Source organism: Nonomuraea rhizosphaerae, from assembly GCF_019396405.1.
In the GTDB taxonomy this organism is placed as follows: domain Bacteria; phylum Actinomycetota; class Actinomycetes; order Streptosporangiales; family Streptosporangiaceae; genus Nonomuraea; species Nonomuraea rhizosphaerae.
This window is the reverse complement of the sequence record NZ_JAHKRL010000031.1, coordinates 1-1073: the sequence shown is the minus strand read 5'-3', so window position 1 is coordinate 1073 and position 1073 is coordinate 1. Positions and strand designations below refer to the sequence as shown.

Annotated in this window: 1 rRNA gene; it reads left to right on the top strand. The window is 57.3% G+C overall.

Going from position 1 to position 1073, the window contains the following annotated elements:
- Positions 1-1073: ribosomal RNA gene (locus KME77_RS01505) — 23S ribosomal RNA — on the top strand; the annotation flags it as partial.

Here is a 1073-nt window from a genome sequence, read left to right as displayed (position 1 = left end):
CTTGCGCTCTGAGCTGGTGGGGGTCGCAGTGGCCAGGGGGAAGCGACTGTTTACTAAAAACACAGGTCCGTGCGAAGTCGTAAGACGATGTATACGGACTGACGCCTGCCCGGTGCCGGAACGTTAAGGGGACCGCTTAGCGTGAGCAATCATGCGAAGGTGAGAACTTAAGCGCCGGTAAACGGCGGTGGTAACTATAACCATCCTAAGGTAGCGAAATTCCTTGTCGGGTAAGTTCCGACCTGCACGAATGGCGTAACGACTTCCCCGCTGTCTCAACCGCAGACCCGGCGAAATTGCACTACGAGTAAAGATGCTCGTTACGCGCAGCAGGACGGAAAGACCCCGGGACCTTCACTACAGCTTGACATTGGCGTTTGGAGCGTCTTGTGTAGGATAGGTGGGAGACTGGGAAGCTCGGACGCTAGTTCGGGTGGAGTCATTGGTGAAATACCACTCTGGTCGTTTTGAACGTCTAACTCTGGTCCGTGATCCGGATCGGGGACAGTGTCTGGTGGGTAGTTTAACTGGGGCGGTTGCCTCCTAAAGGGTAACGGAGGCGCCCAAAGGTTCCCTCAGCCTGGTTGGCAATCAGGTGTTGAGTGTAAGTGCACAAGGGAGCTTGACTGTGAGACTGACGGGTCGAGCAGGAGCGAAAGCTGGGACTAGTGATCCGGCATCGGCGTGTGGAAGCGGTGTCGCTCAACGGCTAAAAGGTACCCCGGGGATAACAGGCTGATCTTCCCCAAGAGTCCATATCGACGGGATGGTTTGGCACCTCGATGTCGGCTCGTCGCATCCTGGGGCTGGAGTAGGTCCCAAGGGTTGGGCTGTTCGCCCATTAAAGCGGTACGCGAGCTGGGTTTAGAACGTCGCGAGACAGTTCGGTCCCTATCCGCTGCGCGCGCAGGAGACTTGAAAGGGGCTGTCCCTAGTACGAGAGGACCGGGACGGACGAACCTCTGGTGTGCCAGTTGTACCGCCAGGTGCACGGCTGGTTGGCTACGTTCGGAAGGGATAACCGCTGAAAGCATCTAAGCGGGAAGCTCGCCTTGAGATGAGGTCTCCCACCA